This is a genomic window from Herbaspirillum frisingense, from assembly GCF_047325095.1.
Classification (GTDB): Bacteria; Pseudomonadota; Gammaproteobacteria; order Burkholderiales; family Burkholderiaceae_D; genus Herbaspirillum; species Herbaspirillum frisingense.
In genome coordinates this window covers 3349681-3374411 of the sequence record NZ_CP168558.1, presented here as the reverse complement: position 1 = coordinate 3374411, position 24731 = coordinate 3349681, and the positions used below count along the sequence as shown (strand labels likewise).

General features: G+C 61.3%; 26 protein-coding genes, 3 tRNA genes and 1 riboswitch. Of the genes, 24 read left to right on the top strand and 5 right to left on the bottom strand.

Going from position 1 to position 24731, the window contains the following annotated elements:
- The first annotated feature begins 191 nt into the window (after nucleotides 1–191).
- The 4 genes from ACEOAC_RS15525 (at nucleotide 192) to ACEOAC_RS15510 (ending at nucleotide 3828) form a co-directional block, all read left to right on the top strand.
- Complete coding sequence (locus tag ACEOAC_RS15525; protein WP_077236989.1) at nucleotides 192–1166, top strand: chemotaxis protein; 975 nt, start codon at nucleotides 192–194, stop codon at nucleotides 1164–1166.
- Nucleotides 1167–1335: 169 nt separating this feature from the next.
- On the top strand, nucleotides 1336–2379 hold the full coding sequence (cobT, locus tag ACEOAC_RS15520) for a nicotinate-nucleotide--dimethylbenzimidazole phosphoribosyltransferase (protein WP_413444794.1): 1044 nt from the start codon (nucleotides 1336–1338) through the stop codon (nucleotides 2377–2379).
- Nucleotides 2372–3211, top strand: coding sequence for an adenosylcobinamide-GDP ribazoletransferase (locus ACEOAC_RS15515; RefSeq protein WP_413444793.1), 840 nt, complete (start codon nucleotides 2372–2374; stop codon nucleotides 3209–3211). The genes cobT and ACEOAC_RS15515 overlap by 8 nt, the downstream gene beginning before the upstream one ends.
- Nucleotides 3212–3213: 2 nt before the next feature.
- Nucleotides 3214–3828: a histidine phosphatase family protein gene (locus ACEOAC_RS15510; protein ID WP_413444792.1), complete on the top strand. Its 615-nt coding sequence runs from the start codon at nucleotides 3214–3216 to the stop codon at nucleotides 3826–3828.
- A 33-nt stretch (nucleotides 3829–3861) separates the two neighbouring features.
- Here the strand turns inward: ACEOAC_RS15510 and ACEOAC_RS15505 are convergent, their stop codons facing one another.
- Together ACEOAC_RS15505 and ACEOAC_RS15500 are read right to left on the bottom strand one after the other, a co-directional pair.
- The gene (locus ACEOAC_RS15505; protein WP_413444791.1) at nucleotides 3862–4515 is read right to left on the bottom strand and encodes a response regulator; all 654 of its coding nucleotides are present in this window, start codon (nucleotides 4513–4515) and stop codon (nucleotides 3862–3864) included.
- Nucleotides 4508–5929: a cache domain-containing protein gene (locus ACEOAC_RS15500; protein ID WP_241812697.1), complete on the bottom strand. Its 1422-nt coding sequence runs from the start codon at nucleotides 5927–5929 to the stop codon at nucleotides 4508–4510. Before ACEOAC_RS15500 ends, ACEOAC_RS15505 begins: the two co-directional genes overlap by 8 nt.
- 321 nt (nucleotides 5930–6250) lie before the next feature.
- On the opposite strand from ACEOAC_RS15500, the gene ACEOAC_RS15495 reads away from it, so the two are divergent.
- The 8 genes from ACEOAC_RS15495 to ACEOAC_RS15460 all read left to right on the top strand — a co-directional run bounded on the left by ACEOAC_RS15495 (nucleotide 6251) and on the right by ACEOAC_RS15460 (nucleotide 13183).
- Complete coding sequence (locus ACEOAC_RS15495) at nucleotides 6251–6634, top strand: response regulator transcription factor (RefSeq protein WP_006465603.1); 384 nt, start codon at nucleotides 6251–6253, stop codon at nucleotides 6632–6634.
- A complete protein-coding gene (locus ACEOAC_RS15490; RefSeq protein WP_077236996.1) occupies nucleotides 6631–7254 on the top strand; it encodes a chemotaxis protein CheC in 624 nt (207 codons plus the stop codon). The genes ACEOAC_RS15495 and ACEOAC_RS15490 overlap by 4 nt, the downstream gene beginning before the upstream one ends.
- Nucleotides 7251–8213: a diguanylate cyclase domain-containing protein gene (locus ACEOAC_RS15485; protein WP_413444790.1), complete on the top strand. Its 963-nt coding sequence runs from the start codon at nucleotides 7251–7253 to the stop codon at nucleotides 8211–8213. The genes ACEOAC_RS15490 and ACEOAC_RS15485 overlap by 4 nt, the downstream gene beginning before the upstream one ends.
- Before the next feature lie 219 nt (nucleotides 8214–8432).
- Nucleotides 8433–8945 (top strand): hypothetical protein, encoded by a 513-nt coding sequence (locus tag ACEOAC_RS15480; protein ID WP_413444789.1) that lies wholly within the window; start codon nucleotides 8433–8435, stop codon nucleotides 8943–8945.
- Nucleotides 8946–9097: 152 nt separating this feature from the next.
- Nucleotides 9098–9976, top strand: coding sequence for a protease HtpX (gene htpX / locus ACEOAC_RS15475; protein ID WP_102663981.1), 879 nt, complete (start codon nucleotides 9098–9100; stop codon nucleotides 9974–9976).
- A 175-nt stretch (nucleotides 9977–10151) separates the two neighbouring features.
- Entirely contained in the window at nucleotides 10152–11792 is a 1641-nt protein-coding gene (gene ybaL, locus ACEOAC_RS15470; protein WP_006465598.1) for a YbaL family putative K(+) efflux transporter, read from the top strand.
- 95 nt (nucleotides 11793–11887) lie between these two features.
- Nucleotides 11888–12056: riboswitch (FMN riboswitch) on the top strand.
- An 88-nt stretch (nucleotides 12057–12144) separates the two neighbouring features.
- Nucleotides 12145–12660: a 6,7-dimethyl-8-ribityllumazine synthase gene (locus ACEOAC_RS15465; RefSeq protein WP_006465597.1), complete on the top strand. Its 516-nt coding sequence runs from the start codon at nucleotides 12145–12147 to the stop codon at nucleotides 12658–12660.
- A 211-nt stretch (nucleotides 12661–12871) separates the two neighbouring features.
- Nucleotides 12872–13183 (top strand): hypothetical protein, encoded by a 312-nt coding sequence (locus ACEOAC_RS15460; protein WP_006465596.1) that lies wholly within the window; start codon nucleotides 12872–12874, stop codon nucleotides 13181–13183.
- Nucleotides 13184–13311: 128 nt separating this feature from the next.
- Here ACEOAC_RS15460 and ACEOAC_RS15455 read toward each other — a convergent pair whose 3' ends face one another.
- Nucleotides 13312–13866 (bottom strand): DUF2242 domain-containing protein, encoded by a 555-nt coding sequence (locus ACEOAC_RS15455; RefSeq protein ID WP_006712670.1) that lies wholly within the window; start codon nucleotides 13864–13866, stop codon nucleotides 13312–13314.
- A gap of 369 nt (nucleotides 13867–14235) precedes the next feature.
- Here ACEOAC_RS15455 and ACEOAC_RS15450 point away from each other — a divergent pair, with 369 nt between their 5' ends.
- Entirely contained in the window at nucleotides 14236–14379 is a 144-nt protein-coding gene (locus ACEOAC_RS15450; protein ID WP_233207655.1) for a hypothetical protein, read from the top strand.
- 145 nt (nucleotides 14380–14524) lie between these two features.
- Here the strand turns inward: ACEOAC_RS15450 and ACEOAC_RS15445 are convergent.
- Nucleotides 14525–14617: transfer RNA gene (locus tag ACEOAC_RS15445), tRNA-Leu, on the bottom strand.
- Nucleotides 14618–14857: 240 nt separating this feature from the next.
- Here ACEOAC_RS15445 and ACEOAC_RS15440 point away from each other — a divergent pair.
- From ACEOAC_RS15440 to ACEOAC_RS15415, 6 genes are all read left to right on the top strand, one after another.
- On the top strand, nucleotides 14858–15724 hold the full coding sequence (locus tag ACEOAC_RS15440; protein ID WP_234296350.1) for an alpha/beta fold hydrolase: 867 nt from the start codon (nucleotides 14858–14860) through the stop codon (nucleotides 15722–15724).
- A 69-nt stretch (nucleotides 15725–15793) separates the two neighbouring features.
- Nucleotides 15794–16144, top strand: a complete 351-nt coding sequence (locus tag ACEOAC_RS15435) for a RidA family protein (protein WP_006712677.1) — start codon at nucleotides 15794–15796, stop codon at nucleotides 16142–16144.
- Between the two features lie 6 nt (nucleotides 16145–16150).
- Nucleotides 16151–18403 (top strand): RelA/SpoT family protein, encoded by a 2253-nt coding sequence (locus ACEOAC_RS15430; RefSeq protein ID WP_006712679.1) that lies wholly within the window; start codon nucleotides 16151–16153, stop codon nucleotides 18401–18403.
- Between the two features lie 124 nt (nucleotides 18404–18527).
- Nucleotides 18528–18604, top strand: a tRNA-Val gene (locus tag ACEOAC_RS15425).
- A gap of 102 nt (nucleotides 18605–18706) precedes the next feature.
- A tRNA-Val gene (locus tag ACEOAC_RS15420) sits at nucleotides 18707–18783 on the top strand.
- A gap of 316 nt (nucleotides 18784–19099) precedes the next feature.
- A complete protein-coding gene (locus ACEOAC_RS15415) occupies nucleotides 19100–19507 on the top strand; it encodes a response regulator (protein WP_006712681.1) in 408 nt (135 codons plus the stop codon).
- Between the two features lie 83 nt (nucleotides 19508–19590).
- Here the strand turns inward: ACEOAC_RS15415 and ACEOAC_RS15410 are convergent, their stop codons facing one another.
- Nucleotides 19591–19776: a hypothetical protein gene (locus tag ACEOAC_RS15410; protein WP_006712683.1), complete on the bottom strand. Its 186-nt coding sequence runs from the start codon at nucleotides 19774–19776 to the stop codon at nucleotides 19591–19593.
- Nucleotides 19777–20148: 372 nt separating this feature from the next.
- Between ACEOAC_RS15410 and thrS the strand changes: the two genes are divergently transcribed.
- The 5 genes from thrS (at nucleotide 20149) to pheS (ending at nucleotide 24706) form a co-directional block, all read left to right on the top strand.
- Complete coding sequence (gene thrS, locus ACEOAC_RS15405; protein ID WP_006712685.1) at nucleotides 20149–22056, top strand: threonine--tRNA ligase; 1908 nt, start codon at nucleotides 20149–20151, stop codon at nucleotides 22054–22056.
- Between the two features lie 73 nt (nucleotides 22057–22129).
- Nucleotides 22130–22651: a translation initiation factor IF-3 gene (gene infC, locus ACEOAC_RS15400; RefSeq protein WP_077237003.1), complete on the top strand. Its 522-nt coding sequence runs from the start codon at nucleotides 22130–22132 to the stop codon at nucleotides 22649–22651.
- A 251-nt stretch (nucleotides 22652–22902) separates the two neighbouring features.
- Complete coding sequence (rpmI, locus tag ACEOAC_RS15395) at nucleotides 22903–23100, top strand: 50S ribosomal protein L35 (RefSeq protein WP_006712688.1); 198 nt, start codon at nucleotides 22903–22905, stop codon at nucleotides 23098–23100.
- A gap of 25 nt (nucleotides 23101–23125) precedes the next feature.
- Complete coding sequence (gene rplT, locus ACEOAC_RS15390; RefSeq protein WP_006712690.1) at nucleotides 23126–23488, top strand: 50S ribosomal protein L20; 363 nt, start codon at nucleotides 23126–23128, stop codon at nucleotides 23486–23488.
- A gap of 189 nt (nucleotides 23489–23677) precedes the next feature.
- Nucleotides 23678–24706, top strand: a complete 1029-nt coding sequence (gene pheS / locus ACEOAC_RS15385; protein ID WP_006712692.1) for a phenylalanine--tRNA ligase subunit alpha — start codon at nucleotides 23678–23680, stop codon at nucleotides 24704–24706.
- The last annotated feature ends 25 nt before the right edge of the window (nucleotides 24707–24731 follow it).

The window sequence follows — 24731 nt, the reverse complement described above, 5'->3', positions numbered from 1 at the left end:
CTTGCTCCCTGGGCGTTGCCCATCCTTCTGCCAGGATGTCTCTCGTGACGTCGTATTTCAGCCTGATTCAAATTGCAGAAAATCAAAAAAATCGTATATCAGTGATTGCCTGATTGCCACGGCCAACTTTCCCAACTACATTGCTGGAGCAGGTCTTTACCTGTCACATCCATTCGAATCGGGGGGAAGATATGGATAGTTTCCAGAAAGAGATCGATGAGAGAACCAATCTCACCGCATCTAACAAATTCGAGCTGCTGCTATTCCGTCTGGGGGCGGATCCTTACGGCGAGCGCTCTGAGCTGTTTGGCATCAATGTCTTCAAGATCCGTGAAATCGTGCCCATGCCGCCCGTCACCAAGGCGGCCGGAACGCAATCGCCGATGCTGGGCATGGTCAACATCCGGGGGCAGATCATTTCGGTCATCGATTTGCCGGCCGTGGTCGGCTGTGTGCCCAAGACCGGCCTGAACATCCTGCTGGTCACCGAATATGCCCGCAGCACCCAGGCCTTTGCGGTGGAGTCGGTGGACGAGATCGTGCGCCTGGAATGGAGCCAGGTGCTGTCGGCCGAATCCAGCAGCGGTGGCGCCTTCGTCACCAGCATCGCGCGCCTGGACAACGACAAGGACACCAGCCGCCTGGCCCAGGTGCTGGACGTCGAGCAGATCCTGCACGAGATCATGCCTAGCGACCGTCACCTGAAGATGGAAAGCCTGGAGAAGAGCACCGGTCATGGCATCCGCCCGGGGACCGTGGCCATTGCCGCGGACGATTCCAAGGTGGCACGTTCGCTCATCGAGCAGGGCTTGCGGGCCATGGAGATTCCCTTCGAGATGCACGTCACCGGCAAGGAAGCCTGGGAGAAGATCCAGAAACTGGCCAAGGAAGCACGCGCCGAGGGCAAGCCGATCTCCGACAAGATTTCCTTCGTCCTGACCGATCTGGAAATGCCCGAAATGGATGGCTTCACGCTGACCCGCAATATCAAGCGTGAAGATTTCCTCAAGAGCATTCCCGTCATCATCCACTCCTCATTGTCCGGTTCGGCCAACGAGGATCACGTGCGCAGCGTGGGGGGCGATGCCTATGTCGCCAAGTTCGAAGCCAACGAGCTGGCCTCGACCATCTACGGCGTGCTGGACAAGGCGGCCGTGAAGGCCTGATCGGGGTCGCCACCACGGGCCGGCCAACAGCGGTCAAGGGCAGGGAGTCGCAGGGCGCCCTGCCTTTTTTGCGTCCGCACTGCGCTTCGTCGTCGCCGTCGGTCGAGGCGATCTCTTATACTGTCGCTCCCTTGATCCTGCCGCGCCATGCGGCGCCGAGCACGACGCCATGCAGATTCCCACCCTCGTTTCCACCCACGATGCCGCGCTGGCTGCACGCCTGGACGCACGCATCAACGAGAAGACCAAGCCACAGGGCAGCCTCGGCGCGCTGGAGCGCCTGGCGCGCCAGATCGGACTGATCCAGGCGACTGATCGGCCCACCCTGCGGCGGCCGGCCATCGTCATCTGTGCCGGTGACCACGGGGTCACCGCAGAGGGGGTTTCAGCCTATCCGCAAAGCGTGACCTGGCAGATGGTCGAAAATTTCCTGGCCGGCGGCGCCGCGATCAATGTCTTTGCGCGACAGAACGAATGCGCGCTGACTATCGTCGATGTCGGCGTCAATCATGATTTCGGTGTTCGTACCGGCCTGCTGGATCGCAAGATTGCCTACGGCACTGCCAACTTCTGTCTTGGCCCGGCAATGACGGCGGTGCAATGCGAGAGCGCCATCCAGGCGGGGCTGCAGTGGGCCGCGTCGGTGGATGCGGACGTGCTCGGTTTTGGCGAGATGGGGATCGGCAATACGACTGCGGCGGCCGCCTTGATGGCCGCGCTGACCGGCATGGCCGTGGAGGATTGTATCGGCGCCGGCACCGGGATGGACCAGCAGGGCATGGCGCGCAAGGCCGATGCCATCACGCGGGCGCTGCGCCTGCATGCGCAGGGGAGTACGCCACTGGCGCCGCTGGAACAACTGGCGGCGCTGGGTGGCCTGGAGATTGCCTTCATGGTCGGCGCCATGCTGGGCGCCGCCAAGCGGCGCCTGGTCCTGCTGATCGACGGTTTCATCGTCACGTCGGCGCTGCTGGTGGCGGCGGCCTTGCAGCCGGCGGTGCTGGACTACTGCGTGTTTTCCCACTGCTCCGACGAGGCCGGCCACGCTCGCATGCTGCAGTATCTGCAGGCCCGACCGCTGATGCAGCTGGATCTGCGCCTGGGCGAGGGCACCGGCGCTGCGCTGGCCTTGCCCCTGCTGCGGGCGGCCGTGAATTTCGTGGAACAGATGGCGACCTTCTCCTCGGCCAGCGTCAGCGCTAAACATGGCTGATCCGCGCCAGGACCCCGGGGACTCCGGGGACTCCACATCCGGCACGGGCCTGCTGTATCAGCTGCGGCTGTTCTTCATCGCCCTGCAGTTCTTCACGCGCCTGCCGATTCCGCGCTGGGTTGGCTTCCGGCCGGAATGGCTGCAGCGTTGCACGCGCTATTTCCCCCTGGTGGGCTGGATCGTGGCCTGGGTCTGCGCCCTGGTGTATCTGCTGGCAGTGCAGTTCTGGCCACATCTGCTGGCGGTGCTCTTGTCGACAGCGGTGGGCATCTGGCTCACCGGGGCGTTTCACGAGGATGGCTTTGCCGATGTCTGCGATGGCCTGGGGGGTGCAGTGGGGCGCGAGCGGGCGCTGGAGATCATGCGCGATTCGCGTCTGGGCAGCTATGGCGTGATCGGGATTGTCCTGCTGCTGGCCCTCAAGGTGGCTGCGCTCAACGCATTCCTGCCCTTGCAGGTGCTGGCCGTACTGGGCATGGCCCATCCGGTGTCGCGCTGGCTGGCCACCTGCCTGATCTGGCGTATGGACTACGTGCGCGAGCAAGGCAAGGCCAAGCCGCTGGCCCAGCACCTGCATGGCGGTGAATTCCTGCTCGCTTCGCTGTGCGCGGCGCTACCGGTGATCGGCGTGTGGGCGCTCGGCCTCATGTCGTGGCAACGCATCGTGGTGGGCGTGCTGCTCGCGGCGCTCGCTGCCGTCTGGCTGGCGCGACGTTTCCAGCAGCGGCTGGGGGGCTACACCGGCGATTGCCTGGGGGCGGTCCAGCAAATGAGCGAGACCGCGTTCTATCTGGGCGCACTGGCCACGCTGCCAGGCTGGTGGACTGCCTGACCATGCTGCTCTACCTGATCCGCCATCCGCAGCCGGTATTGGACCAGCACACCTGCTATGGCCGCAGCGATATCGCGGTCGCACCCGAGGTGCAGCAGCAGTGCCTGGAACAACTGCTCACGCAACTGCCGCGCGATGTGCCGGTGTTCAGCAGTCCGCTGCGTCGCTGCGCCGGGCTGGCGCAACAGCTGGCGGTGCGGCTGGAGCAGGCAGGCGCGGTGCTGGAACATGATCTGCAGGAAATGGATTTCGGCAGTTGGGAATTGCGCCGCTGGGACGATATCCCCTGGGCCGAGGTCGAGGCCTGGAACCAGGACCTGCTGCATCAGGCACCCGGTGGCGGCGAGACACTGCCGGTGATGGCCCGGCGCATCTGGCAGGCCCTTGAGCGCCTGCGCGCACGCGCTCTACCGGCTGCTATCGTGGTCTGCCATGCGGGATCGATCCGCATGCTGCACGCCTGCGTCCAGTGGCGCGCAGAGCAGGGCGACATGCTCGCCCCGGAGCAGCAGGCATATGAAGACATTGCCCTGCGCGCCATGGCGCAGCGACGCCAGATCGGATTTGGGGAGGTGATCCGCCTGAGCTTGCCCGCCATGTCCACACCAGCGGCGTGACGTGCATCATGCCGGCCAATCGGCCTGCACCTGTCAGGACGTGCCGGCGCTGTTGCGTGACTCCACCGCGAACTTGATCAGCTCGGCCTGCCCATCGATGTTGAGCTTGCGCTTGATGTTGAGTCGATGCGTTTCCACCGTGCGCACGCTCAGGTCCAGCTCGCGGGCAATCTGCTTGTTCGATTCGCCGTTGGCGATGTGCTGCAGCACCTCCCGTTCGCGCTGCGTGAGCAGGTCGCGCGGCGGCAGCGGTTGGGTCAGCTGGCGTGCCAGTGCCGCGCTGTAGTAGATGCCGCCCGAACGCACGGTCTCGATGGCCTGCACGATATCCTGGCTGGGCGCATCCTTGAGCACATAGCCACGGGCACCGGCCTGGATCGATTGCATCACGTATTCAGCCTTGTCATGCATGCTCAGGATGAGCACCGCGATCTCCGGATGCAGGGCGTGGAAGCGGCCGGTCAGCTCGATCCCGTTGATGCCGCGCATGTTGATGTCCATCAGCGTCAGGTCGATCTGCTGCGCGCTGGCGGCGGCCAGCGCTTCCTCGGCGTTGCCGGCTTCGGCCACCACCAGCAGGCCGGGTACCATTTCCAGGCGTGCCCGCAAGCCGTCCCGCACCAGCGGATGGTCGTCGATGAGCATGATGCGGGTCAGTGCCGGTGCGATGGGAATGAATTCAGCCATGGGAGGAGAGGAACAGGGAAGAACGGGGAATGATGGCGCTGATGCTGGTGCCGGCGGCCGACGAATCGATCGCCAGTTCGCCGCCCACCGACTCCATGCGCTCGCGCATGTTGCGCAGACCGATGCCGTGGCGCGAGTGATCATCCACCTGGCCCAGGTCGAAGCCGCAGCCATTGTCCTGGACTTGCAGCATGATCAGGTTGTGGCCACCGTAGAGGCGCATCCTGATCTGGCTGGCGTGCGCATGGCGTGCGATGTTGGTCAGCGCCTCCTGGGCCACCCGGAAGAGCACCGTATTGACCACGTCGGACAGCGGCGCGCCATCGCCGATGTTGCCTTCGCTGACGAAGGTGATGCGGCTTTCCGTGCGCCCGACACCATCGCCGTCGCTGTCGCCGACTGCATCGCGCCATTCAACGCAGAGATGTTCCAGTGCCGCCGCCAGGCCGAGGTCATCCAGGATGGCCGGACGCAGGTCGTGCGAGATGCGCCTTACTTCGGCCAGCACCCCATTGATCTGGGTCGCGGTCTTCTCGAAGCCCAGCCGCGCCTGGGCGGCCTGCTCGGGTGTGCCGCGCAGGCGTTCCAGGGCTGCTTCGATCTGCAGCTTGATCGACACCAGCCATTGGCTGATGCCGTCATGCAGATCGCGTGAGAGGCGGGCGCGTTCTTCTTCCTGCGAGCGCACCACGCGCTGCGCCAGCTGGCGCAGCTTGGCGTCGGCCACGCGGTGTTCGCTCAGGTTCAGCAGGACGCCGGCCAGGCCCACCACCAGCGCGCTGGAAAGTGCAATGGCGGCGATCAGCAGCATGGTCCGGCGCAGGTGGCCGGAGTTCTGGTGATCCACCTGGGCCAGCGCCTTGTCGACGTCGTCGAGATAGATGCCGGTGCCGATCACCCAGCCCCAGCGAGGCAGGCTGATCACATAGCCCAGCTTGGGCGCCACCGCCTTGCTGGACGGCTTGCGCCACAGGTAATGTTCGAAGCCGCCGCCCTGATGGGCCAGCGTGATCAGGTGCTGGATGGTGAGGCTGCCGGACTCGTCGCGCCAGTCCCACATGTCCAGTCCCACCAGTTCCGGCTGGCGCGGGTGGACGATGTTGCGGCCATGGTCGTCATAGACGAAGAAATAGCCATCGTCGCCGAACTCCATGTCGGCCAGGATGCGGCGCGCCTCTTCCTTGATGGCGTCGTCGCTGCGCCCGGTGTCGTAGAGATGGGCCAGCGCGTGCTGCGCCAGGTCCACGTAATGCCGCAATTCGGTGTTCTTGCTGGCCAGATAGGCCGCTTCGATGGTGGCGCGCTGCTGGCGGGCCAGCTCCACCGCCTGGTAGCGCACCACCAGCGCAATGGCGGCAAAAGCCAGTCCTAGGGGAACAATGGCAAGGAAAATGATCTTCTGGCGCAGCTTCATGCCCGCGATTCTACCCAAGGGCTGCCGACGCCGCCGAAAATCTGCATTGCTCCGGCATCACGATATTGCCGCAGGTCAAGATGTCGGCTGCAGTGGCGTGAGAAAGCGGTCTCACCGGAGTAATATTCATGTTGCATCTTTGACAGATGCACGTTTTATCAGGGATTCCCCCATACGGCCCGGCTTGATTTTGATTTATCATTCTTAAATGTCTGACAACTTGTCAGTAGGTGTCAGCATTTATCCCGTTTTTTCTGCATTTTCGTTCAGCTGTTTGTTTTCAGCTTGTATTCAGCTTTCTGATAGTCAAAGTGATTCAAGATGGTTAATGACGCAACAGGCAAGACCCTCCTCATCGTCGATGACAGCAAGGTATCGCGCATGGTGATCAAGGCCCACGTGCTGGCGGCGCACCCGGATTGGCAGGTGGTGGAAGCGGCCAGCGGGGAAGAGGCGATCCGTGTGGTGCAGCAGAATGCGCCGCATTACTGCACGATGGACATCAACATGCCCGGCATGCTCGGCACCGATGCGGCCGAGCAGATCCTGCAGCTACAGCCCAGTGTGCGGGTGGCGATCTTCTCGGCCAATATCCAGGAGGCCGCACAGACGCGGGCCCAGCAACTGGGCGCAGTGTTCGTCGCCAAGCCGGTCACGGAAAAGTCGATCGCCCAGGCCTTGCTGCATTTCCGGGGACCGGTGTGAGCATCCTGTCGGAAATCGAACGCGATGCCCTGACCGAGATCTTCAACGTCGGTGCCGGTCGCGCGGCGCAGAGCCTGTCGGAAATCGTCGGCGATGAAGTGCGCCTGACCGTGCCTTCGGTGGAGGTCTTGCGCACCGACGCCATCAACGAGCAACTGCTACCGCGTATCCAGGGCCGCTTTGCCACGGTGAGCCAGAATTTCTATGGCCCCTTCGATGCCGAGGCGGTGCTGCTCTTCACCGAAGACCGGGCGCTGTCCATCGTGCGCGACATGATGGGGTCGCAGATGAGCCTGGACCAGTTGGCCGAGTTCGAGCGCGAAGCCATGTGCGAACTGGGCAACATCATCCTCAATGCCTGTCTGTCGGCCATGGCGGACATGCTGGAGATCACGCTCAACAGCTCCCTGCCGCAGTACGTCGTGTCCTCCCCGGAGGAGATTTCCTCGCGCCTGTCGGAGGTGCAGTCCGACGAGCGCTATGTGCTGGTCCTGCACATCGACCTGGTCATCGAGAAACACCAGACCGACGGCCATCTCATCTTCCTGCTCAGTTCCACCTCCTTGCACGCACTGGTCGAGCATGTCCAGGCCTATCTGAGGAAGATCGAGTTGACATGAGCAGTTTCGTTGCCGGGCGCTTCCGCTTGGAGGACGTCTACGACCAGCTCAATTGCGGCCTGGTCATGCTGGACAGGGACTTGAACATCCTGCTCTGGAACGCCTGGATGGCGCGCCACAGCCGTGTGCCTGCCGGCGCTGCCATCAATGCCGACTTTGCTGCGCTGTTTGCGGGACAGATGACACCGGCCCTGCTGCGCGCGCTGGACAACACCCTCAGCTACGGCCTGCCATCGCTGCTCTCCAGCGCCTTGCACCGTTCGCCCTTGCCGCTCTACCCGCACCATCCGGGCGGGCAGGGGGAGGGCGCCCAGAGGATGGCGCAGTCGGTGGTGCTCACGCCCATCGATAATCCGGATGGCCAGCGCCTATGCCTGATGCAGGTCACCGACGCCAGCAATTCGGTCAAGCGCGAGAAGATGCTGCTGTCCCATTCGGAAGTGCTCAAGCGCCAGGTCGGTACCGATGGCCTGACCGGCATCCCCAATCGCCGCTACTTCGACGAGAACTACACCCGCGCCTTGCAGCGGGTGCAGGAAGAGGGTGGAACGCTCTCCCTGTTCATGATCGACGTCGATTATTTCAAGCAGTACAACGACCTCTATGGTCACGGCGGCGGCGATCGCGTGCTCAAGCGCGTGGCGGAGACCCTGCGCGCGCACCTGCAGCGCCCGGATGACGTGCTGGCGCGCTATGGTGGCGAGGAATTCATCCTCCTGGTCCGCAATCTGCCGCCGCTGCAGGCTGCCGAGCTTGGGGAGGCATTGCGCCAGGCGGTCTATCAACTGGCCGAGCCTCATGACAAGTCACTGGTCGAACGGCGCCTGACCATCAGCGTCGGTGTCTGCACCCGTGAACTGCAGGACGATACCGACGGTCGTCAGCTGCTGGAAGCGGCCGATGCCGCGCTCTACCGCGCCAAACTCGGTGGCCGCAACAAGGTGGTCTCCATCACCTAGGCCAATTTCTTCACCTTTGTGTAAAACAAGGGCAATTTATTGGAAACCCTTGCTCAGCAAGCATGTCAGAAGCTGGCAGGGTGCTTATCAACAGGCTTGTTCACAGCTTTTGTGGATAACTTTCCTGCCAGCTTGATTCTGGGGAGAATGCTCGGCAGATGGTCGACAGCGGGCTGGCGGGGATATTGCGTATAATGCCGGGCCGTCATTGCTGACGAAATGCTGACGGATATTTCCTTTTTGACGCCTGTGGGTTGGGCCTGCTCTTGCTCCGTTTTTCCACCTGACAAGGATTTGATGCGCCGATTGCTGCTCCTGTTGTTGACTCTGCTGATCCCGCTGCAATTGCTGGCAGCCACGGGAGAGTCACAGCTTCGCGAGCAGTTGCGCACCGAATTGCACAACGCATCGCACTCCGCTGCTGGTGCGGCTTCTTGCCTGCAGGCCGGACCCGACCTGCGTGGCTGGCACGCATTGACGGCGCTGGCGGGTGTAACTGATTTGGCTGATGTGGCTGGCGTGGCCGGCGCGACCGCCAGCGAGCCCGGTGCGCCCGTGGACGATGATGATGACCGGCCCTCGCTACAGGGTGAGCTGGAAGACCCCACCTTGCCGGCGCGCATCGCCACCCCGGAGCTGCTCTGGTACCCGTTTCCCCACGCCTTTTCGGCAATCCCTGCCTGGTCTTCCTACCTGCGAGACCAGTTGCGGCCGCCACCATTGGTGGCCTGAGCGCGCCTGATCTGCTCGCGGCCTTGCCGCCTCCCCAGTGATGGCCCCGCCACTGGCGGTGCGCTCCCTCTTTGATTTCCCGTGTTCCCGTTTCCCCAGTCTTGGCGACCGGCCCGTGCCGGACGCTTTCATTTCGTTCTACAGGAAAAACCATGAAACGCATTGTTCTCTTCCTCGTTACCAACCTGGCCGTGATGCTGGTCCTGAGCGTCACAGCCAGTCTGCTCGGGGTGAATCGCTACCTCACCGCCAATGGCCTCAACTTCGGCATGCTGCTGGTGTTCTGCGGCCTGATGGGGTTTGGTGGCTCCTTCATTTCGCTGTTCATGTCCAAGACCATCGCCAAGTGGTCGACCGGTGCGCGCGTGATCGAGCAACCGCAGAATTCCACCGAACTGTGGCTGCTGCAGACCGTCCAGACCCTGGCCGCCCGCGCCCAGTTGCCGATGCCCGAAGTGGCGGTCTATGACGGCCCGCCCAATGCCTTCGCCACGGGTGCCAGCAAGAGCAATTCGCTGGTGGCGGTGTCTACCGGCCTGCTGCAGGGCATGACCAAGGAAGAAGTGGAAGCCGTGCTGGCCCATGAAGTGGCGCACATCGCCAATGGCGACATGGTGACGCTGACCCTGATCCAGGGCGTGGTCAATACCTTCGTGATGTTTTTCGCCCGCATTGTCGGCTACTTCGTCGACTCCTTCCTGCGTCGCAACAACGAAGAAAATTCCGGCCCTGGCATCGCCTACATGGTGACCGTCTTCGTCTGCGAGATCGTGTTCGGCATCCTGGCCAGCGTCATCGTCATGTACTTCTCGCGTCAGCGCGAGTATCGCGCCGATGCCGGTGCCGCCACGCTCATGGGTTCCCGCGCGCCGATGATCAATGCCCTGCGTCGCCTGGGTGGCCTGCAATCCGACGGTCTGCCGCAGAACCTGCAGGCGTCCGGCATTTCGGGGCGTGAGGCCTGGCTGGGGCTGTTTTCCAGCCATCCGCCGCTGGAGTCGCGCATCGCCGCCCTGCAGGCAGCCCGCTGATCGCCACGGCGCAGTGACCGCAGGCGGCGGACCAGTGGCGTCGCGCCAAGCGCCGCAGTTCGCCGCCGTGGTCGGCCGACGGCCATGTTAGTCTTTGCGTGGTCGTCGGTGTCCTTCGTGCTTTATCTGCAGTCATCTCCATCAATTTCATCCACACAGAAAGGAACCCTGACTGATGCCCCATCACACCCCCCTGATTGCCACCATTGTCGCAGGCCTGGTGCTGGCCTTTATCTTCGGCACCCTGGCCCATCGTCTGAAAATGCCGCCGCTGATCGGTTATCTGGTCGCCGGTATCGCCATCGGCCCCTTTACTCCCGGTTTCGTGGGCGATGCCGACCTGGCCCAGGAGCTGGCCGAGATCGGGGTGATCCTGCTGATGTTCGGAGTGGGGCTGCACTTCTCGCTCAAGGACCTGCTGTCGGTCAAGAACATCGCCATCCCCGGGGCGGTCGCGCAGATCGCCATTGCGACCTTGCTGGGCATGGGCATGGGGTGGGTGCTGGGATGGCCGGTGGGTGAAGGTTTCCTGTTCGGCCTGGCCTTGTCGGTGGCCAGTACCGTGGTGCTGCTCAAGGCCCTGCAGGAGCGGCGCCTGGTGGAGACCCAGCGTGGGCGTATCGCAGTCGGTTGGCTGATCGTCGAAGACATTGCCATGGTGCTGGCGCTGGTGCTGATCCCGGCGCTGTCGGGCATCCTCGGCGGCAAGGGCGAGGCCCTGAGCGGCAACGCGGTGCTGCTGACGCTGGGGATCACCCTGGGCAAGGTGGTAGCCTTCGTGGCGGTGATGCTCATCGTCGGTCGTCGCGTCATTCCCTGGATCCTGGAGCGCATTGCCGATACCGGTTCGCGCGAACTGTTTCGGCTGGCAGTGCTGGCCATTGCGCTGGGCTTCGCATTGGGTTCGGCCTATGTGTTCGGTGTTTCCTTCGCGCTGGGGGCTTTCTTCGCGGGCATGATCCTGTCCGAATCCGAGTTGAGCCATCGCGCCGCCGAGGAATCCCTGCCGCTGCGTGACGCCTTCTCGGTGCTGTTCTTCGTTTCGGTCGGTATGCTGTTCGATCCTTCCATCCTGGTGCGCGAGCCCTTGCTGGTACTGGCGACAGTGCTCATCATCGTGATCGGCAAGTCGCTGGCGGCATTGATGATCGTGCGGGTCTTCGGACACCCGAATTCGACCGCCCTGACGATCTCGGCTAGCCTGGCGCAGATCGGTGAATTTTCCTTCATCCTGGCAACGCTGGGACTGTCGCTGGACCTGCTCTCGCCGATGGCACGCGACCTGATCCTGGGCGGCGCCATCCTCTCCATCCTGCTCAATCCGCTGCTGTTCTCGCTGCTGGATCGCTACGAGGCACGCCAGCCCAAGGAGCCAGACGCCGACAATGTGCCACCGACCGTCGACCTGCAGGATCATGTGGTGCTGGTCGGCTATGGCCGGGTGGGGCGCGGCATCGGCGAGCAACTGCGTGCCCAGGGTCGGCCCTTTGTGGTCATCGAGGCGCAACGGGAAAACCTGGATGCCCTGCGCAGTGCCGGTGTGCCGGCCCTGTATGGCAATGCCGCCCAGAGCGAACTGTTGAAGGCGGCCGCCGTGGACCGCGCACGCTGGTTGCTGGTGGCCATTCCCGAGGTGTTCGAGGCCGGCCAGGTGATCGAGAACGCGCTGGAGCTGAACGCCGGGCTGCAGGTCGTGGCGCGGGCCCATTCGGATGCCGAGATCGAGCACCTGGAAAAACATGGTGCCCAGCGCGTCATCATGGGGGAACGCGAAATCGCCCGTGGCATGCTCGACATGGTGGGGCAGGGCGCCTGACGGTTCAGCTATCGCGTCGATGGCCTGCAGCAATTTTCCATGCGTGCTAAAGTCGCGGCTGCTGCTGTGGCGGGCTCCCTGCCCGCTGCGCAGCAACAAGTTCTCGGGGCGGGGCGAAACTCCCCACCGGCGGTAATCAGACGAGGTCACCCGACCTCGTCTGTAGCCCGCGAGCGCCCGGCCTGCCATCGCGGCAGGTCGGGGTCAGCAGACCCGGTGTGATCCCGGGGCCGACGGTCATAGTCCGGATGAAAGAGAACGGAGTGTCCGGCATGGCAGCCCTGCGCGAGCAGTCTGCCTGCGGCCGCGCATTCCAACGCCCTGTTTAATCATCGAACAGGAGTCCTGAACCATGTCGCAATCGCATCTTTCTGCAGTGTCTTCCCACCACGGTCAACGTATCGCCTTCATCCAGGCTTGCTGGCACAAGGATATCGTCGACCAGTGCCGTATCGCCTTCACCGCGGAAATGGCCGCACTCGGCTGGCCGAGCAGCAGCATCGATTTCTTCGAACTGCCTGGCGCCTTCGAAATTCCCCTGCATGCCAAGGTCTTGGCCAAAACCGGCAAGTATGCCGGCATCGTCGCCAGCGGCCTGGTGGTCGATGGCGGCATCTACCGTCACGACTTCGTGGCACAGTCGGTCATTTCGGCGCTGATGCAGGTGCAGCTTGATACCGAAGTGCCGGTCTTTTCGGCCGTCTTGACCCCGCATCACTTCCATTCCCATAGCGAGCACCATCAGTACTTCCACGAGCATTTCCTGGTCAAGGGCAAGGAAGCGGCACAGGCATGCGCTACCACCGTGGCCAAGCTGGCGGAGGTGCGGGCTGCGGAGGCTGCGCGGCATAGCCTGAACGCGGCATGAGCGCGGCCTGAACGTGGGCTGCGAGCGGGCTCAATGAGGTCGGCCGGGCGCGCAGGCGGCTCGCGCAGGGGGGGGCGGATTCAAATATCCGTTCACATTTTGCTTAACGATTGTGAAGCATTTGCTTACAACCCTTACGGCTTTGGCCTAGAGTTGTCAGGATTGGCGGGCTATATTCACGCTACGTAATCCAGAACAACGAGGAGCTATCGTGAAAAAGTCGATTCCCCTGATGGCCGGCCTGGCCGTCTTCGCTGCCGTAGCCGGCCTGTCGGCCGCTCCGGCCATGGCCGGGCATGTCTCGATCGGCGTGAACATCGGCGTGCCGGGCGCCTACGTGGCTCCGCAGCCGGTCTACGTGCAGCCTGCACCGGTGTACGCACCGCCGCCGCCGGTCTATGTCCGACCGGCTCCGGTCTACTACGGTCCGCCGCCGGTCTATGTGGCGCCGGGGTATTACCGTGGGCACCATCATCGTCACTGGCACCGGCCGCCGCCGCCTCCGGGCTACTGGCATCGTTGATGTCGGGGGCGGGCGGTGCCTGGTGATGCCAGGTGTGCCGGCGAAAAAAATGGCGGCCGAGGCCGCCATTGTCGTATCCGCGATGTGAACATTGCGCAGGAGTGGTAGGCCTCTCGATTGAGCCCGGCTTACTTCTTGGCCGGGGCGGCTTCGTCGTCGACGTCCACCAGCAGATAGCGCTCTGCCGCGCCGAAGAAGCGATCGTAGAAATCGGGCGAGCGGATGGTCTCGCTGGAGACGCGCACCATGGAGTCGTCGCTGGCAGCGAAGGGCATCGACACCGAGCCCAGCACGCTGACCCCGAGGCTGGCTGAACTGTTGCTCTTCTTGATGCCGTAGCCATCCTGGGTAGCGCTGGCAAACATGGTCGAACTCTTGCCGTTGCCATTGGAGGCGCAGACGACGTGAAAAGCGATTTCCATGTGCTTGTCGCTGGCAGGCTGGAAGCTCTTGTTGCCATCCATGGTGTTGTCGGTGGAGCGGCTGATGACATAGCCCTGGCCCAGCAACGCACGGCGCGCGGCCTCGCAGACGGCCTTTTCGCTACCGGGGAAGCTGCGCGAGAAGGCGCTGGTATCGCTGAATTCTTCCTGGTGGTAGAAGGCGGTCTTGCCGGTGGAGCAGGCGGTCAGTCCAAGGGCGAGGACCAGGGTGAGCGGGACATAAACACACGGGCGCGACATGCAGCTAATCTCCGGCGACAAAAAATGGTGGCTGAATTGTAAAGGATTCGCCTGACGCAGGGTTTGGGCAGATGGTAAAGATCGGTAACAGAAGGCTTATCATCGAGTGAGAACAGATGTGAAGAGATTCGCAAGTCCCTTGCGTGAAGGTAAAATCACTTGTGAAATTGCCTGACTGAAAGTATCGTTAGGTGAGTCAAGAAAGTGGCGTTCGGGAGTGGTCTTCCATCGGGACGATCATGAATCTGCGCAGCGAGCTGGGCAAATTCGCATACGGCCTCGTCAAGGATAATGGATAAAAATCAGAAAGCGGAATTGGCGCGCATCCAGAGGGAACTGGTGGATGCACACAATAAGGCTGCGTGGCAGATGGCTGCCACGATCATCAAGGCTTCGCTGGTCAAGAATGGCATGGATCAGCCGCCCACCGCGGCTGAGCTGGCCGACCTCAACGCCACCATCACCAATCTGCGCAGCGTGGCCGAGGATGCGCTGGAGTTGCTCAAGCGCTGACCGGTGACCAGAGACGAGGGCAATACAAGCTCGTCCGGCCATGCCGATCACGGGGCATGCCACACCAGGAAAAATTCGTAGCAGGAAATCGATAACTGAAGATGGAAGCGAAGAACCGGCACGACGTGCTGTCATCGCATTCTTCTGGTGCCTGAGGCCGGGGTCGAACCGGCACGCTCCCTTCCGGGTAGGCGGCGGATTTTAAGTCCGCTGTGTCTACCAATTTCACCACTCAGGCATGAGGATGCCGGCGAGGGTCGCCGGAAAAGGGACGCATTATAGCAGCGACTTGCGCAGCTTCATCTGTTTTTTGCTGGGGAAAAGGCAGGATGATCCTGATCATCCTTGCAGCGCGGCGCACGCTCCGGTTTGGTCCTGCCATGCAGAGCGTTTTAAGTCCATGGGGCAGTCCATTTCCGGGTGATAAACCGGTTCGGGATAGTAGAATGACGACTTCTTTCACCAGAAAGCCGTCATCATGACTGAAGCCGTAGTCAAGACAGTGCAATGCATTTCGCCCGCCGGGCTGCATACCATGGCCTACAAGGAATGGGGCGATGCCCGCAATCCCAATGTGCTGGTGTGCGTGCACGGGGTGACCCGGGTCTCAGACGATTTCGACCGCATGGCCCGTGAGCTCTGCGATACCTATCGCGTGATCTGCCCCGATGTGGTCGGTCGCGGGCGCTCCGGGCGCCTGGCCAATCCGCAGTTCTATACGGTGCCGCAATACGTCAGCGACATGGTCACCCTGCTGGCGCGGGCCGATGCCGAGATCGTGGACTGGTTCGGCACTTCGATGGGCGGACTGATCGGCATGGCACTGGCGTCGCTGCCGGGTAATCCGATCCGGCGCCTGGTGCTCAACGATATCGGCCCCTCCATCAATGGCGCGGCGCTGGCGCGCATCGGCGATTACATCGGCCAGGATGTGCGTTTCGACAGTTTCGAGGAAGCTGCGCAGTACATTCGTACCATCTCGGCCAGCTTCGGCCATCATAGTGATGAGGAGTGGCACAAGCTGGCCAGGGATGTACTGCGCCAGAATGAGGACGGCAAGTGGGTGCGCCATTACGATCTGGCGCTGGCGGTGCCGTTCAAGCTGACCACGCCGGAAGCGGCCAGTGCCGCCGAGCAGATGCTGTGGGCTGCCTATGACGCCATCACTTGCCCGACGCTGCTGGTGCGCGGCGCCCAGTCCGATCTGCTGCTGCCCGAAGTGGCGCAGGAGATGACCCGTCGTGGCCCCCAGGCCAGGCTGGTGGAATTCCCCGAGGTCGGTCATGCGCCGACCTTCATGCATGCCCCGCAAATCGAGGTGGCGCGTCAGTTCCTGCTGGGTTGAGCATTCGACCCGGTAGATTTTTTCATATGCCGGCTCCTGCTGAGCCGGCTTACCTATAAGGAAAATCCCATGCCCATTCAACGCCTGCACGTCGGCAAGCGCCTCTCCGAAGTGGCCATCCACAACGGCACCGTCTACCTGGCCGGCCAGATCGCCGAAGACGCCACCCAGAACATCGAAGGCCAGACTCGTGAAGTACTGGGTCATATCGACCGCCTGCTGGCCGAGGCCGGCAGCGACAAGACCAAGATCCTGTCGTGCCAGATTTTCCTGTCCGATGTGAAGGATTTTGCTGGCATGAATTCGGTCTGGGACGAATGGGTCGCCCCCGGCAACGCGCCGCCGCGCGCCACCGTCGAAGCCAAGCTGGCCCGTCCTGAACTGCTGGTGGAAATCATCATCGTCGCCGCACAGAAGTAATCGTTTATGGTTTCGGTAGCAAGTACACAGGGCGAAGGCCTGGCGGCGATCACCGCCGGTCTCGCCCCCGAGGATGTGACGCGGGTCGAGCAGGCACTGGCCGAGCTCGAACCGTTGTATGCCGACAGGCAGATCCTGTCCGGGCAGAACGCCTTGCAATTCGCGGTTTCCGTGGCCACCGTGCTGACGGCGCTCAATGTCGATGCGGCTACGCGTATCGCCGGCCTGGCCTTCGAGGCGCAGATGCTGCACCCCGAGCTGGAAGAAAAGCTGGAAGAGCGCTTCGGCAAGGAGATCGCCGAGCTGGTGGGTAATGTGCGCCAGTTGATGCGCTTCCATAGCCTCAGCTTCCAGCCGCAGAACCAGGAGGTCCTGCGCGGCAAGAACGCCGCCCAGCAGGCGGCTGCCCAGGTGGAAACACTGCGCAAGATGCTCCTGGCCATGGCCACCGACATGCGGGCGGTGCTGGTGCGCCTGGCCTCCCGCGTGGCGACCTTGCGCTACTTTGCCGAAACCAAGCAGGAGAACGAGGCCAGTGCCCAGTATGCGCGACAGACCTTCGACCTCTATGCGCCGCTGGCCAACCGCCTGGGCATCTGGCAGCTGAAGTGGGAGCTGGAGGATCTGTCGTTCCGCTTCCTGGAGCCGCAGACCTACAAGCGCATCGCCAAGATGCTGGAAGAAAAGCGCCTGGAGCGCGAAGCCTTCGTGGCCAGTGCCATTGCGCGCCTGCGCTCGGAAATGGCGGCCCAGGATATCCGGGCCGAGGTCAGTGGCCGGCCCAAGCACATCTATAGCATCTGGAACAAGATGCGCGGCAAGTCGATCGACTTTTCCGAGCTCTACGATGTGCGCGCCTTCCGGGTCATCGTCGACGACGTCAAGACCTGCTACGCGGTGCTGGGCATCGTGCACGATATCTGGACTCCGATTCCCGAAGAGTTCGACGACTACATCTCCCGTCCCAAGCAGAACGGCTACCAGTCCCTGCACACGGTGGTATTGGCCGAGGACGGTCGCGCCCTGGAAGTGCAGATCCGCACGCACGAGATGCATCACTTCGCCGAGTACGGGGTGGCGGCCCACTGGCGTTACAAGGAAAGCGGCGGCTCCAATTTCTCGGCACAGAAATACGACGAGAAGATTGCCTGGTTGCGTCAGCTTCTGGCCTGGAAAAATGAAGTCACCGACGCCGTCGTGGATCAGGAAGAGGTTCGCCGTGACTGGGTGCAAAAGCTCAAGTCGGCCACGCTGGATGAGCGCATCTACGTGCTCACGCCGCAGGCGCGGGTGATCGAGTTGCCCAGCGGCGCCACGCCGATCGACTTCGCCTATCACCTGCACAGCGATGTCGGCCATCGCTGCCGCGGCGCCCGCGTAGATGGGGTCATGGTGCCGTTGAATACGGTGCTCAAGAATGGTCAGACGGTGGAGATCATCACGGCCAAGAGTGGTGCCGGTGTCGGGCCGTCGCGCGACTGGCTGAGCCCCGGTTATGCCGCCAGCTCACGCACCCGGTCCAAGATCCGCGCCTGGTTCAATGCCATCGAGCAGCAGGAGACCCTGTCGGTCGGTCGCGGCCTGCTGGAAAAGACCCTGCAGCGCGAGGGCAAGACGGCTGTCAACCTGGAAGAGCTGGCGCAGAAGCTGGGCTTTGCCAAGGTGGACGACCTGTGCCTGTCGTTGGCCAAGGAAGAGTTCAGCCTGCGTCATGTCGAGCAGGCTTTGCATGAAGGCCAGGACAAGAAGCCCGAGATAGATGACGAGGCGCTGATTACCCGCAAGAGTCGCGCTTCCAGCATCGTGCAGGGTGCCAAGTCCGGCGTGCTGGTGGTCGGCACCGATGGTTTGCTGACGCAACTGGCGCGCTGCTGCAAGCCAGCGCCGCCGGATGTGATTGCCGGCTTCGTCACGCGCGGCAAGGGAGTGTCGATCCATCGGGTGAACTGCAAGAATTTCGCCGAGATGGCCTCGCATGCGCCCGAGCGGGTGATCCAGACCACCTGGGGTGCACCGGCGCGGGATACGGTCTATCCGGTCGATATCTTCGTGCTGGCCAGTGATCGTCAGGGTCTGCTGCGCGATATCTCCGATATCTTCCTGCGTGACAAGATCAATGTGATCGGGGTGAGCACGCAAAGCGTGAAGGGGCATGCACGCATGGCCTTTACCGCCGAGATCGGTTCGACCGAACAATTGCAGAAAGCCCTGACGGTGATCCGCGATGTGAAGGGTGTGATCGAGGCCAAGCGACAATAGGGGAGGGCGAGCAGGGAAGGATTGCGGGGTAGGGGGTGGCAGGAGGTATGGAAATTATTTTAATTTTTCATCATTTACCTCTTGGCAAATTTTGAAAAGCCTCCTATACTCTCGCTTCTTCGTTAGGCGCGTAGCTCAGCTGGTTAGAGCACTACCTTGACATGGTAGGGGTCGTTGGTTCGAGTCCAATCGTGCCTACCAATCTTTCTTCCCTTTTGGGGATGTTGGGTTGGGGCGAAGCCAACTGAAAAGGAGGCGCATTCTTGGCTTCCTTTTTTGTTTTCTCATCGGTAATTCTTCGATAGGCGCGTAGCTCAGCTGGTTAGAGCACTACCTTGACATGGTAGGGGTCGTTGGTTCGAGTCCAATCGTGCCTACCAATTCTTCTGTTGCAGTATCGAACGGGTGAGTTGGTGAAGATAAAAACGCAAAAGGAAGCGCATCGGCGGCTTCCTTTTTTGTTTTGTGGCCCTGCATTGACATCTCCCATTGTTTCCATCTTTCTTTCCCGTATTGCGGGAGACTTGGGGTATGGCTGTTACGCTGTTTGGGCATAGCAGGGCGGAAGAGGGTGTTTTTACGTGTTTGCGTGACATATGTTTCGCGAAAGCATCTAAAAATGCTTTACACTTGCGTCGAATTTTTTGTGAGTTTGCTCCTCAAACTCATATTCTCTACGGATGAACGAATTTTCCTATGGCAGCAGATGATCAGTATTTCCTCGTGGTTGATGACTTTTCGACGATGCGTCGTATTGTCAGCGGCCTGCTGAAGGAGCTTGAATACACCAAGATGGCGGAGGCTGACGACGGTACGTCCGCCCTGAAAATCCTGGAAGCAGGTGCCATGCCGATCACGTTCGTGTTGACCGACTGGAACATGCCCGGCATGGACGGCCTGACGCTGCTCAAGAAGATTCGCGCCACGCCATCCATGGCGCATCTGCCGGTGCTGATGATCACGGCCGAAGCCAAGAAGGAAAACATTGTCGAGGCCGCTCAGTCGGGAGCCGATGGTTATATCGTCAAGCCCTTCAATGCGGCGACGCTGAAGGACAAGATCGAGAAGATCCTGGCGCGACGCGCCAGCCTGGCCAAGGCCTGAGGCTGGTAGGTGGTCGGTGAGCAAAAAACGGCATCTGCGGATGCCGTTTTTGTTTTTTGGTGCGGAGGATGGAGGGGCGGGATTCAGGCCAGGCCGAAGTAGCGGGCCACATCGCCGCGCGTCCAGGATTTGATGACATCTCCGTCAAGTAGTACGCGGTACTCCTCATGGCGCTCGCCGTTCTCCAGTTCCACGGTGCGACTCTGCAGGGTGTATTCCCGGTTGTTGATCACGGTCTGGTGCTCGGTGTGATTTTTCTGGTCCGACATGATGCTGGCCTCCCTCTATGGACTTGGATGCTAGCACGGTGGCGCCCCTCTGCGTACGCTGTGGCAAGGGTAAGTTGTGTCGATGGTCGAGGGAATTTGCTATAATAGCCATCTACGGTCGAGGTCACCTGTCAGTGGTAGCCTCCCGAATATCGATTCATCCCAATCTGTAAGAGTGAGAAAGGCAATCCGGTTATGACACCGCGAACTACCACCGAGGTTTTCACGCGACGCTAGTCGGGTTCTTTTTCGTCCTTTGAAAAAGCGCGGCTGGTCCGCGTTTTTTTTTGTCCGTCTTTTCGCCATTTTCCTTGGCGACCCTCTTTTACCCTCAATAGGCAAGGCAGTCACGCTGCCGACATGGAGTGCACAATGGTTTCAGTTCGTCTTCCCGATGGTTCGCAACGCCAGTTCGACAACCCGGTCACGGTAGCGCAGGTTGCTGCCAACATCGGCACCGGTCTGGCCAAGGCGGCCCTGGCTGGCCGCGTCGACGGCAAGCTGGTCGATACTTCCTACCTGATCGACAAGGATGCCGAGCTGGCCATCATCACCGACAAGGATCCCGATGGCCTGGAGGTGATCCGTCACTCCACCGCCCACTTGCTGGCTTACGCGGTCAAGGAGTTGTTCCCGGACGCCCAGGTCACCATCGGCCCGGTCATCGACAACGGCTTCTACTACGACTTCTCGTACAAGCGTCCCTTCACTCCGGAAGACCTGCAGGCCATCGAAAAGAAGATGGCGGAGCTGGCCAAGAAGGATGAGCCGGTGACCCGCAAGGTGCTGCCCCGCGACGAAGCGGTGGCCTACTTCAAGTCCATCGGCGAAGCCTACAAGGCCGAGATCATCGCTTCCATTCCGCAGAACGAGGATGTCTCGCTCTACACCGAAGGTAGCTTTACCGATCTGTGCCGCGGCCCGCACGTGCCTTCCACCGGCAAGCTCAAGGTATTCAAGCTGATGAAGCTGGCCGGTGCCTACTGGCGCGGGGACTCCAACAACGAGATGCTGCAGCGGGTCTATGGCACCGCCTGGGCCAAGAAGGAAGACCAGGAGGCCTACCTGCACATGCTGGAAGAGGCGGAAAAGCGCGATCACCGCAAGCTGGGCCGTGCGCTGGACCTGTTCCACTTCCAGGATGAGGCGCCGGGCCTGATCTTCTGGCATCCCAAGGGCTGGACCATCTGGCAGCAGGTCGAGCAATACATGCGTCGCGTCTATCAGGACAACGGTTACCAGGAAGTGAAGGCGCCGCAGATCCTGGACCGCTCGCTGTGGGAAAAGACTGGTCACTGGGAAAACTATCGTGAAAACATGTTCACGACCGAGTCGGAAAACCGCGCCTACGCGCTCAAGCCGATGAACTGCCCGGGCCACATCCAGATCTTCAACTCCGGTCTGCACAGCTATCGCGACCTGCCGCTGCGCTACGGCGAATTCGGTCAGTGCCATCGCAATGAGCCCTCGGGCGCGCTGCACGGGATGATGCGCGTGCGCGGCTTCACCCAGGACGATGGTCACATTTTCTGTACCGAAGACCAGATCCAGGAGGAAGTGGCTGCCTTCAACCGCGTGGTGCGCGAAGTCTACGATTGCTTCGGTTTCAAGGAAGTGGCGGTGAAGCTTGCCCTGCGCCCGGAAAAGCGCATCGGTGCCGAGGAAGTCTGGGACAAGGCCGAGAACGCCCTGCGCGAAGCCATCCGAGCCTCCGGTTCGGAGTGGGAAGAGCTGCCGGGTGAGGGTGCTTTCTATGGTCCCAAGATCGAATACCACCTGAAGGACTCCATCGGTCGCTCCTGGCAATGCGGCACCATGCAGGTGGACTTCTCCATGCCGGCCCGTCTGGGGGCCGAGTATGTCACTGAAGACAACAACCGCAAGGTGCCAGTGATGTTGCACCGGGCCATCGTCGGTTCGCTGGAGCGTTTCATCGCCATCCTGATCGAAAACCACGCCGGCGCGATGCCTTTGTGGCTGGCGCCAACACAAGTTGTCATCCTGAATATTTCCGACGCGCAAGCGGATTATGTGCAAAACGTTGCACAAACGCTGAAAAAACAAGGGTTTAGGGTCGAGACCGATTTGCGCAACGAAAAGATTACCTATAAAATACGGCAGCATTCTATTCAGAAGCCGCCCTATATCTTGGTTGTCGGCGATAAGGAACGGGATGCAAACACTGTGGCCGTGCGTGCGCGGGGCAATGTCGATCTGGGCGTGATGTCCATCGACACCTTGGTGGAGCGCCTCAAGGATGAGGTTGCCGCCAAAGCCTGAGTCGGGGAAGCCTAGGGCTTCCTCCCAGCGCAAGAGCACGGCTTAATTTATTGGATTTTAAAAGGAAACTGCAATAGCTACTGACAAGTCGCATCGCCTCAACCGCGAGATCACTGCGCCGGAAGTACGCCTTTCGGGTGTCGAAAACGAGCCTCTGGGCATCGTCAGCCTGGCTGAAGCCTTACGTCTTTCCGAGGAGGCTGAAGTCGATCTGGTCGAGATTGCGCCGACCGCGCAACCTCCCGTCTGCCGCCTGATGGACTACGGCAAGTTCAAGTACCAGGAGCAGAAGAAGGCGCACGAGGCCAAGCTCAAGCAGAAGGTCATCCAGGTCAAGGAAGTCAAGTTCCGCCCGGGTACCGATGATGGCGATTACAACATCAAGCTGCGCAACCTCACCAAGTTCCTGGAAGACGGTGACAAGACCAAGATCACCCTGCGTTTCCGCGGCCGTGAAATGGCTCACCAGGAAATCGGCATGCGTGTGCTGGAGCGTCTGAAGGCAGACCTGGAACCTTACGGCCAGGTCGAGCAGTTTCCCAAGATGGAAGGCCGCCAGATGATCATGGTGCTGGCGCCGAAGAAAAAGAAGTAAATCTTTTTCTGTTGTTCAGTCTCAAGCAGTTAGCCGTATCAGGACGACATCTCTCCGGTGTCGTCCATGCCGCGAAAGCCGCGGCAGCGTAAGGCCGACAAAGGATTTGCAAGGCGCAGGCGACTGCGCCGGGCAAAAGCAGCGGGATTACCCGCTGTCAAATAAGTGAGAGCAGGCATCAAAGAGCAGCGAGTATTTGCTGCCACCTGCAATCATCAAAAAATGGAGCTGTCCGGAAGGACAGAGTTGCTATGCCTAAGATGAAATCGAAGAGCAGCGCGAAGAAACGTTTTCGCGTGCGCCCGGGCGGTACCGTCAAGCGCGGTCAAGCCTTCAAGCGTCACATCCTGACCAAGAAGACCACCAAGAACAAGCGTCAACTGCGCGGTACCGAGGGCGTCCATGAGACGAACCTGAATTCCGTTCGCGCAATGCTGCCGTTCGCTTAACCTCACCATACACTAAGGAGCTACTATGCCTAGAGTCAAACGTGGGGTAACAGCACGTGCCCGCCACAAGAAAGTCCTCGCACTCGCCAAGGGTTACCGCGGCCGTCGCAAAAACGTCTACCGTATCGCCAAGCAAGCAGTCATGCGCGCTGGTCAGTACGCGTACCGTGACCGTCGTAACAAGAAGCGCGTGTTCCGCGCACTGTGGATCGCCCGTATCAACGCCGCTGCGCGTTCGCACGGCGTGACCTACAGCGTGTTCATGAACGGCCTGAAGAAGGCTGCGATCGAACTGGATCGTAAGGTCCTGGCCGATATGGCTGTCACCGACAAGGCTGCATTTGCTGCCATCGTCAACCAGGTGAAGGCCAACATCGCTGCCGCCTAAATCGACAGCGCATGTGCGGTAGCCGGCCGCAACATCCACGACGCAAGTCAGACGAGCAGCCGGCGCTGCAAAATCCTGCGGGGCAGAGGTGTCACACCGATGCCCCGTATGTTTTTGATCCACGGTTTCGTGGATTTTTTTCCTTTTCGACTTCGTCGTCGGATTTTCGATTGGAGCGAGACTTACCGCATGAATCCCCTAGACCAACTCCTGGGCCAACTGGTCACGCAGGCGCAGGCTGATTTCGCCGCCGCGCCGGACGCCGCCGCACTGGAAAACGCCAAGGCCAAGTACCTCGGCAAGACCGGCCAGATCACCGAGCAGATGAAGGGGCTGGGCAAGCTGGCGCCGGAAGAGCGCAAGGTACAAGGGGCGATCATCAACGTCGCCAAGGAACAGATCGAAAACGCACTGACCGCACGCCGCGATGCTCTGGCCAATGCCCAGATGCAGGCGCGCCTGAATGCGGAAGCCATCGACGTCACCCTGCCTGGTCGTGGTCGCGGCGTGGGTGGTATCCATCCGGTGATGCGCTCCTGGCAGCGCGTCGAGGAAATCTTCCGTTCCATCGGCTTCGATGTCGCCGACGGTCCCGAGATCGAGACCGACTGGACCAATTTCACCGCATTGAACAGCCCCGAAAATCACCCGGCGCGCTCGATGCAGGACACCTTCTACATCGAAGGTCACGACACCCAGGGCAAGCCCCTGCTGCTGCGTACCCACACCAGCCCGATGCAGGTGCGCTACGCCCGCATGAACAAGCCGCCGATCAAGGTGATCGCGCCGGGCCGCACCTACCGCGTGGACAGCGATGCCACGCACTCGCCGATGTTCCACCAGGTCGAAGGCCTGTGGATCGCCGAGGACATCAGCTTCGCCGACTTGAAGGGCGTCTACCTCAACTTCGTCAAGGCCTTCTTCGAGACCGACGACCTGCAGGTGCGCTTCCGTCCTTCCTATTTCCCTTTTACCGAACCCTCGGCCGAGATCGACATCGCCTTCGGCAGCGGCCCCCTCAAGGGGCGCTGGCTGGAAGTCTCCGGTGCCGGCCAGGTGCATCCCACCGTGGTGCGCAACATGGGGCTGGACCCCGAGCAGTACATCGGTTTCGCGTTCGGCTCCGGCCTTGAGCGCCTGACCATGCTGCGCTATGGCATCAATGACCTGCGCCTGTTCTACGAAGGCGACCTGCGCTTCCTGAAGCAATTCAATTAATCCGATCAAGAAGGGCGCCGCGCCA

Coding starts and splice junctions, on each gene's coding strand:
- ACEOAC_RS15430 (WP_006712679.1), top strand. CDS start 16,151: ATGGTTTCGGTAGCAAGTACACAGGGCGAAGGCCTGGCGGCGATCACC.
- ACEOAC_RS15435 (WP_006712677.1), top strand. CDS start 15,794: ATGCCCATTCAACGCCTGCACGTCGGCAAGCGCCTCTCCGAAGTGGCC.
- thrS (WP_006712685.1), top strand. CDS start 20,149: ATGGTTTCAGTTCGTCTTCCCGATGGTTCGCAACGCCAGTTCGACAAC.
- ACEOAC_RS15525 (WP_077236989.1), top strand. CDS start 192: ATGGATAGTTTCCAGAAAGAGATCGATGAGAGAACCAATCTCACCGCA.
- ACEOAC_RS15495 (WP_006465603.1), top strand. CDS start 6,251: ATGGTTAATGACGCAACAGGCAAGACCCTCCTCATCGTCGATGACAGC.
- ACEOAC_RS15410 (WP_006712683.1), bottom strand. CDS start 19,776: ATGTCGGACCAGAAAAATCACACCGAGCACCAGACCGTGATCAACAAC.
- ACEOAC_RS15500 (WP_241812697.1), bottom strand. CDS start 5,929: ATGAAGCTGCGCCAGAAGATCATTTTCCTTGCCATTGTTCCCCTAGGA.
- htpX (WP_102663981.1), top strand. CDS start 9,098: ATGAAACGCATTGTTCTCTTCCTCGTTACCAACCTGGCCGTGATGCTG.
- ACEOAC_RS15485 (WP_413444790.1), top strand. CDS start 7,251: ATGAGCAGTTTCGTTGCCGGGCGCTTCCGCTTGGAGGACGTCTACGAC.
- rpmI (WP_006712688.1), top strand. CDS start 22,903: ATGCCTAAGATGAAATCGAAGAGCAGCGCGAAGAAACGTTTTCGCGTG.
- ACEOAC_RS15455 (WP_006712670.1), bottom strand. CDS start 13,866: ATGTCGCGCCCGTGTGTTTATGTCCCGCTCACCCTGGTCCTCGCCCTT.
- ACEOAC_RS15480 (WP_413444789.1), top strand. CDS start 8,433: ATGCTGACGGATATTTCCTTTTTGACGCCTGTGGGTTGGGCCTGCTCT.
- ybaL (WP_006465598.1), top strand. CDS start 10,152: ATGCCCCATCACACCCCCCTGATTGCCACCATTGTCGCAGGCCTGGTG.
- ACEOAC_RS15510 (WP_413444792.1), top strand. CDS start 3,214: ATGCTGCTCTACCTGATCCGCCATCCGCAGCCGGTATTGGACCAGCAC.
- pheS (WP_006712692.1), top strand. CDS start 23,678: ATGAATCCCCTAGACCAACTCCTGGGCCAACTGGTCACGCAGGCGCAG.
- rplT (WP_006712690.1), top strand. CDS start 23,126: ATGCCTAGAGTCAAACGTGGGGTAACAGCACGTGCCCGCCACAAGAAA.
- ACEOAC_RS15440 (WP_234296350.1), top strand. CDS start 14,858: ATGACTGAAGCCGTAGTCAAGACAGTGCAATGCATTTCGCCCGCCGGG.
- ACEOAC_RS15515 (WP_413444793.1), top strand. CDS start 2,372: ATGGCTGATCCGCGCCAGGACCCCGGGGACTCCGGGGACTCCACATCC.
- ACEOAC_RS15505 (WP_413444791.1), bottom strand. CDS start 4,515: ATGGCTGAATTCATTCCCATCGCACCGGCACTGACCCGCATCATGCTC.
- ACEOAC_RS15465 (WP_006465597.1), top strand. CDS start 12,145: ATGTCGCAATCGCATCTTTCTGCAGTGTCTTCCCACCACGGTCAACGT.
- ACEOAC_RS15450 (WP_233207655.1), top strand. CDS start 14,236: ATGGCTGCCACGATCATCAAGGCTTCGCTGGTCAAGAATGGCATGGAT.
- cobT (WP_413444794.1), top strand. CDS start 1,336: ATGCAGATTCCCACCCTCGTTTCCACCCACGATGCCGCGCTGGCTGCA.
- ACEOAC_RS15415 (WP_006712681.1), top strand. CDS start 19,100: ATGGCAGCAGATGATCAGTATTTCCTCGTGGTTGATGACTTTTCGACG.